At 69.7% G+C, this 6,067-nt stretch carries 4 protein-coding genes; 2 read left to right on the top strand and 2 right to left on the bottom strand.

Going from position 1 to position 6,067, the window contains the following annotated elements; genetic code table 11:
- The coding region (locus tag BGO22_RS19315) for a cyanophycin metabolism-associated DUF1854 family protein (protein WP_286852245.1) at window positions 1–408 on the bottom strand (408 nt) is incomplete at its 3' end.
- Window positions 409–422: 14 nt separating this feature from the next.
- On the bottom strand, window positions 423–2,768 hold the full coding sequence (locus tag BGO22_RS19310) for a cyanophycin metabolism-associated ABC transporter (protein WP_083293137.1): 2,346 nt from the start codon (window positions 2,766–2,768) through the stop codon (window positions 423–425).
- A gap of 119 nt (window positions 2,769–2,887) precedes the next feature.
- Here BGO22_RS19310 and BGO22_RS19305 point away from each other — a divergent pair, with 119 nt between their 5' ends.
- Window positions 2,888–5,125, top strand: a complete 2,238-nt coding sequence (locus BGO22_RS19305; protein WP_070398901.1) for a cyanophycin synthetase — start codon at window positions 2,888–2,890, stop codon at window positions 5,123–5,125.
- Window positions 5,125–6,067 (top strand): cyanophycin synthetase family protein (locus BGO22_RS19300; RefSeq protein WP_286852244.1); only part of this gene is annotated, 943 nt, incomplete at its 3' end. The genes BGO22_RS19305 and BGO22_RS19300, both read left to right, overlap by 1 nt.

Here is a 6,067-nt window from a genome sequence, read left to right as displayed (position 1 = left end):
GAACTGCAGGCCATTGCCGTCCTGGATCAACAGACGCTTTCCGTCGAGCCGGCGGATGTCGTCCTCGGCCTTGAGCACCAGTTGCGCGGGGCCGCGCTCGGTTTCCACCGTCCAGGTGCTGGGCGTGGCGTAGCCCGAGACACCCAGGATGCGCTGGATGCGGGGCATGAACTCGCGCGGCGCCAGTTCTTCCTCGATCAGCGTCCGCGTGGCGGCGTCGAGCGCCGACAGGCGCTCTATCCACACGAGCTCGTGCCCGTCGCTGCCCACCAGCGACAGGCCCTCGTCGGGCGCGGCCAGGGGGAAGGCGCGCACGGGCAGCACGCCGGCGTGCACCCGCCCATCGGCGGTGGTGAGCTGCAGCGGGCCTTGCGGGTCTCGGCGCAGTGTCCAGTCGATCGTCGTCATGCTGATCTCCGCGTTCAGTCGGTTCCCGCCGTGGCGCCATGCGCCGTGGGGTTGGTGTGGGGTGGGGCGAGGCTTGGCTCGTCTTCCACGTCCACGTTGCGCAGCTGCGCCATGTAGAGCCGCCAGTAGGCGCCCTCGCGCGCCATCAGCTCGTCGTGCGGGCCCACCTCCACCACCTCTCCCCGGTCCATCACCACCAGCCGGTCGGCGCGGCGCAATGTGGAGAGGCGGTGCGCGATGGCGATGGTGGTGCGCCCGGCCACGAGGTTGTCGAGCGCCTTCTGGATTTCCTTCTCGGTCTCGGTGTCCACGCTGGAGGTGGCCTCGTCGAGGATCAGGATGCGCGGGTCGATCAGCAGCGCGCGCGCGATGGAGATGCGCTGGCGCTCGCCGCCCGACAGGCCCTGGCCGCGTTCGCCCACCAATGAGTCGTAGCCGTGCGGCAGGCGCAGGATGAACTCGTGCGCGTGCGCGGCGCGCGCGGCGGCCACGATCTCGGCGCGTGTGGCGTCCGGTTTGCCGTAGGCGATGTTCTCGGCGATGGTGCCGAAGAACAGGAAGGGCTCCTGCAGCACCAGGCCGATGTGGCGGCGGTAGTCGGCCACGGCGAACTGGCGCACGTCGATGCCGTCGACGCGGATGCTGCCGCCGCTGACGTCGTAAAAGCGGCAGATGAGGTTGACCAGCGTGCTCTTGCCCGAGCCGCTGTGGCCCACCAGGCCGATCATCTCGCCGGGCCGGATGGCCAGGTTCATGCCGCGGATGACCGAGCGGTTGCCGTAGCGGAAGTGCACGTCGCTCAGTTCGATGCCACCGTCGATGCGCGGCCGGCGCACGGGCTGCGCGGGCTCCGGCACGTTGGAGACGTGGTCGAGGATGTCGAAGATGCGCTTGGCGCCGGCGGCGGCCTTCTGCGTGACCGAGACGATGCGGCTCATGGAGTCGAGCCGGCTGTAGAAGCGGCCGATGTAGGCCAGGAAGGCGGTGAGCACGCCCACCGTGATGTCGCCGCGCGAGACCTGCCAGATGCCGAAGGCCCAGACCACCAGCAGGCCGAGTTCGGTGAGCAGCGTGACCGTGGGCGTGAACAGCGACCAGGTCTTGTTCAGCTTGTCGTTGACCTCCAGGTTGTGGCGGTTGGCCTCGCGAAAGCGGGCGGCTTCGCGCTTCTCCTGCGCGAAGGCCTTCACCACGCGGATGCCGGGGATGGTGTCGGCCAAGACGTTGGTCACGTCCGACCAGACGCGGTCGATCTTCTCGAAGCCGGTGCGCAGGCGGTCGCGCACGAGGTGGATCATCCAGGCGATGAAGGGCAGGGGCAGCAGCGTCACCAGCGCCAGCCAGGGGTTGATGCTGAAGAGGATGACCGCGGTCATCACGATCATCAGCACGTCGGTGGCGAAGTCCAGGGCGTGCAAGGAGAGGAACACGCAGATGCGGTCGGTCTCCGAGCCAATGCGGGCCATGAGGTCGCCGGTGCGCTTGCCGCCGAAGTACTCGAGCGAGAGCGCCAGCAGGTGCTCGAAGGTGGTGGTGCGCAGGTCGGCGCCGATGCGCTCGGACACCAGCGAGAGCACATAGGTGCGCGCCCAGCCCAGGCCCCAGGCCGTCAGCGCCGCCAGCAGCAGGCCGCCGAGCAGCATGGCCACCTGCCAGGGATCGATGCGCTGGCCGTTCTGGAAGGGGATCAGCACCTCGTCCATGAGCGGCATGGTCAGGTAGGGCGGCACCAGCGTGGCGGCTGTGGCGGCCAGCGTCAGGCCAAAACCCAGGGCCAATTGCGCGCGGTACGGTTTGGCGAATCGTCCGAGCCGCAATAGCACCCAGGTGGACGGCGGCCGGTGCAATTCCGGGGCGTCGATTAATTCGTCGCCAATCGGCGACAAATCACTTTCGTGATTTGGCGACAGCGGTATTGCGCTGGTCGATGACGGGGTGGATTTTTGCACTGCATCATTTAATCCAGTGCTGTGGCGAAGGGCTTGCAGGCGGTCGAATTCTGCAATGAACCGCAGCGCGCGTGTGTTGTGCGTCGCAGTAAAACGCCAAATAGCCAGCCGCTGTTGGGCGCCGTGCACACTGAGCTGCGCGAGGCCTGCATGGTCGTTGTGCTTCAAGCACAATACGCCTCCCAGGGGCCACTCACGCCAGCCGGCATCGGCCCCGCCGGGCTCCCAGCTCAACAGCCGTTGGGTGGTCAGCACCAGCCAGCCGGCGGAAAAATTCAATTGCGAATCGAGGTCAAGCTGCAGCCAACTTGAAACCTGCTCGTTGTCCAGCAAGCGCGCCCGCAGACCGTCTTGAAACGGTTGTGGCAAGGCACTGAACGGCGACGTAAGTTCGGCTAAAGGTGAATTCATTAGAAGTGGACCCATCCGGAAAATGACCGGCGCCCGCGGGCGTATCCGATATTGTCCTAGATGAAACGCCGAGTAAGTCCACAGCGCCCCCACGGCGTTATGCCGTTGAATCGACAACCATGAAACAACCCATTCGTTTTCTGCGCGTCAGCTACCTCGGCGGACCGAACATCTGGACCTACCGCCCGGTGCTCGAGAGCTGGATCGACATCGGGGAGCTCGAGGACTACCCCTCGCACCTGCTGCCCGGCCTGTACGAGCGCCTGACGGCCTGGCTGCCTGGCTTGATCGAGCACCAGTGCGGCGTGGGCGAGCGCGGGGGCTTCCTGCAGCGCCTGCAGGAAGGCACCTGGGCCGGCCACATCCTCGAACACGTGGTGATCGAGCTGCAGAACCTGGCGGGCCTGCAGACCGGCTTCGGCCAGACCCGCAGCACACCGGTGCGCGCCGTCTACAAGATGGTGTTTCGCGCCCGCGACGAGCGGGTGGCGCGGCGCGCGCTCACGCTGGGGCATGAACTGCTGATGGCCGCCATCAACGACAGCCCCTTCGACGTGGCCGCCGCGGTGCACGAACTGCGCGAGCTGGTCGACGACCACTGCCTGGGCCCCAGCACCGCGAGCATCGTCGACGCCGCGACCGGCCGCCGCATCCCGCACATCCGCCTGAACGACGGCAACCTGGTGCAGCTCGGCTATGGCGCGCGCCAGCGCCGCATCTGGACGGCCGAGACCGACCGCACCAGCGCGATCGCCGAGAGCATCGCCAGCGACAAGGACCTGTCCAAGCGCATGCTCGCCGCCTGCGGCGTGCCGGTGCCCGAGGGCCAGGTGGTCGAGAGCCCGCAGGCGGCCTGGGAGGCCGCGCGCGACATCGGTCTGCCGGTGGTGGTGAAGCCCACCGACGCGAACCACGGCCGGGGCGTATCGCTGGAGCTGATGCGCCAGGAAGACGTGGAGGCGGCGTTCGCCGTGGCCGACGCCGAAGGCAGTGGCGTCATGGTCGAGCGCTTCGTGCGCGGCCTGGAACACCGCCTGCTGGTGGTGGGCGGGCGCGTGGTGGCCGCCACGCGCGGCGATGAAGCCTGGGTGACGGGCGACGGCCGCAGCACCGTGGGGCAGCTCATCGACAGCCAGATCAACAGCGACCCGCGCCGCGGCCTGAGCGAGGAATTCCCGCTCAACGCCATCCACCTCGACGAGTACCCCGCCATGGCCGTCGAGCTGCAGCGCCAGGGCCACACCATCGACAGCGTGCCGGCCGCCGGCCAGCGCGTGCTGATCATGCGCAACGGCAACCTCTCGGTGGACTGCACCGACGAGGTCCATCCGGACGTGGCCCGCGTGGTGGCGCTGGCCGCGCGCGTCATCGGGCTGGACATCGCCGGCGTCGACCTGGTGGCGCAGGACATCTCGCGCCCCTTGGCCGATCAGGGCGGCGCCATCGTCGAGGTCAACGCCGGTCCCGGCCTGCTGATGCACCTCAAGCCCGCCGTGGGCCAGCCGCGGCCGGTGGGGCGCGCCATCGTCGACCACCTCTTCGTGCCCGGCGATTCAGGCCGTGTGCCAGTGGTGGGCGTGGCGGGCAGCCGCGGCACCACCGGTATCGCGCGCCTGGTGGCCTGGCTCGCCTCGCTGAGCGGACCCCAGGTGGGCCTGGCGTGCAAGGCGGGCCTGTTCCTGGGCCGCCGGGCGCTGCAGCACGGCGACTTTTCCAAGGCCGGCGCGGCGCGCCGCCTGCTGATGAACCGCGGCGTGCAGACGGCGGTGTTCGAGAACGACCCGCTGACCATCGTCAACGAAGGCCTGGCCTACGACCGCTGCCAGGTGGGCGTGGTGACCGACGCCTCGGGCAGCCCCGCGCTGGCGGCCTGCCACATCCGCGAGGTGGAGCAGCTCTTCAAGGTCATGCGTACCCAGGTGGACGTGGTGCTGCCCGATGGCGCGGCTGTGCTCAACGCCGCCGACCCGGTGGTGGCCGAGATGGCGCCGCTGTGCGACGGCGATGTCATCTTCTACGCCGAGGACCCCGAGCTGCCGGTGCTGGTGGAGCACCTGGCGCAGTACCGCCGCGCGGTCTTCCTGCGCCAGGGCGACATCGTGCTCAGCGACGGCCAGCAGGAGCATGTGGTGGCGTCGCTGGCCCAGGTGTCGCTGGGCGAGGGCGTGGCCCCCGAAGACAAGACGGCCGTGCTGCTCGCCTCGCTGGCGGCGGCCTGGGCCCTGGACATTTCGCCCGCGCTCATGGCCGCCGGCCTGCGCACCTTCGCCCGCGAAGCCCCGATCGCCCACGCCCCCGTCCGCCGCGTGCCGGCGGCGCAGCCGTCCCCCGAATCCCTTGCCGAGAAGAGCCTCTGATGGAACTCACCCGCATTCGGGCCCTGCGCGGCCCCAACCTCTGGACCCGCCACACCGCGATCGAAACCGTGGTGCACTGCGGCGACAACGAACGCGCCCTGGCCAGCCTGCCGGGCTTCGAGGCGCGCCTGCGCGAGCAGTTTCCGCACCCGGGCGCGCTGCACAGCGCCGGCGGCTCGCTCTCGCTGGCCCACGTGCTGGAGGTGGCCACGCTGTCGCTGCAGGCCCAGGCGGGCTGCCCGGTCACCTTCAGCCGCACCTCGGCCACCCTTGAATCGGGCGTCTACCAGGTGGTGGTGCAGTACAGCGAAGAGGCCGTGGGCCGCCGCGCGCTGGCGCTGGCGCATGGGCTGATCGAGGCCGTGCTGCGCGGCGAATCTTTTGATCTGGCCGCCGCCGTGGCCGAGCTGCGCGAACTCGACGAGGACGAGCGCCTGGGCCCGAGCACGGGCTCCATCGTCAACGCGGCGGTGGCGCGCGGCATTCCCTACCGGCGCCTCACCACCGGCAGCCTGGTGCAGTTCGGCTGGGGCAGCCGCGCGCGCCGCATCCAGGCGGCCGAGGTGGACCGCACCAGCGCCGTGTCCGAATCCATCGCCCAGGACAAGGAGCTCACCAAGCGGCTGCTGCAGGCGGCCGGCGTGCCCGTGCCGCTGGGCCGTCCCGTGAGCGACGCCGATGACGCCTGGGCCGCCGCGCTCGAGATCGGTCTGCCGGTGGTGCTCAAGCCGCGCGACGGCAACCAGGGCAAGGGGGTCACCGTGAACGTGACGGCGCGCGAGCAGCTCGACGCCGCGTTCCAGACGGCGGCCAACTATGGCGAGGTGCTGGTCGAACGCTACCTGCCGGGCAGCGACTACCGCCTGCTGGTGGTGGGCGATCGCCTGGTGGCGGCCGCGCGCCGCGACCCGCCGCAGGTGGCCGGCCGCCGCAGGTGGCCGG

It is taken from the genome of Hydrogenophaga sp. 70-12 (assembly GCF_001897365.1).
In the GTDB taxonomy this organism is placed as follows: domain Bacteria; phylum Pseudomonadota; class Gammaproteobacteria; order Burkholderiales; family Burkholderiaceae_C; genus Hydrogenophaga; species Hydrogenophaga borbori.
This window is presented reverse-complemented; position numbering and strand designations above follow the sequence as displayed.